The sequence below is a fragment of the Tropicimonas sp. IMCC34043 genome, from assembly GCF_003390845.1.
Classification (GTDB): Bacteria; Pseudomonadota; Alphaproteobacteria; order Rhodobacterales; family Rhodobacteraceae; genus Tropicimonas.
Map to the genome: position 1 here is coordinate 1 of NZ_QMEK01000013.1, position 1,085 is coordinate 1,085.

Genomic DNA, 1,085 nt, shown 5'->3' on the forward strand with positions numbered 1-1,085 from the left:
ATGGCAAAGGCAAAATTTGAACGTAACAAGCCGCATGTGAACGTCGGTACGATCGGTCACGTTGACCACGGCAAGACGACGCTGACGGCTGCGATCACGAAGTATTTCGGCGACTTCAAGGCCTATGACCAGATCGATGCTGCGCCGGAAGAAAAGGCGCGCGGGATCACGATCTCGACGGCGCACGTGGAATACGAAAGCCCGAACCGGCACTATGCCCACGTCGACTGCCCCGGCCACGCCGACTATGTGAAGAACATGATCACCGGTGCCGCGCAGATGGACGGCGCGATCCTGGTGTGTTCGGCCGCCGACGGCCCGATGCCGCAGACCCGCGAGCACATCCTGCTGGCCAAGCAGGTCGGCGTGCCGGCGATGGTCGTGTTCATGAACAAGGTCGATCAGGTCGACGACGAGGAGCTTCTCGAGCTCGTCGAGATGGAAATCCGCGAGCTTCTGACCTCGTACGAATTCCCCGGCGACGACATTCCGATCATCGCGGGCAGCGCGCTTGCGGCGCTCGAAGGCCGTGACGCGGCGATCGGCGAGGACAAGATCCGCGAACTGATCGCGGCGGTGGACGATTATATCCCGACGCCCGAGCGTCCGATCGACCTGCCGTTCCTGATGCCGATCGAAGACGTGTTCTCGATCTCGGGCCGCGGCACGGTTGTGACCGGCCGGGTCGAGCGTGGCGTGATCAACGTCGGCGACGAAGTCGAGATCGTGGGCATCAAGCCGACGCGCAAGAGCACCTGCACCGGCGTCGAGATGTTCCGCAAGCTGCTCGACCGTGGCCAAGCGGGCGACAACATCGGCGCGCTGCTGCGCGGCATCGACCGTGACGGCGTCGAACGTGGCCAGGTTCTCTGCAAGCCCGGTTCGGTGACCCCGCACACCAAGTTCGAGGCCGAAGCCTATATCCTGACCAAGGAAGAGGGCGGCCGCCACACGCCGTTCTTCGCCAACTACCGTCCGCAGTTCTACTTCCGCACCACCGACGTGACCGGCACCGTGACGCTGGCCGAAGGCACCGAAATGGTGATGCCGGGCGACAACGTCAGCTTCACCGTCGAGCTGATCGC

Annotated in this window: 1 protein-coding gene; it reads left to right on the top strand. The window is 63.5% G+C overall.

Features of this window, described 5'->3' with window-relative positions; all coding sequences use genetic code 11:
- On the top strand, positions 1–1,085 hold a 1,085-nt coding region (gene tuf / locus DQG17_RS21520; protein ID WP_116135138.1), incomplete at both ends, for an elongation factor Tu.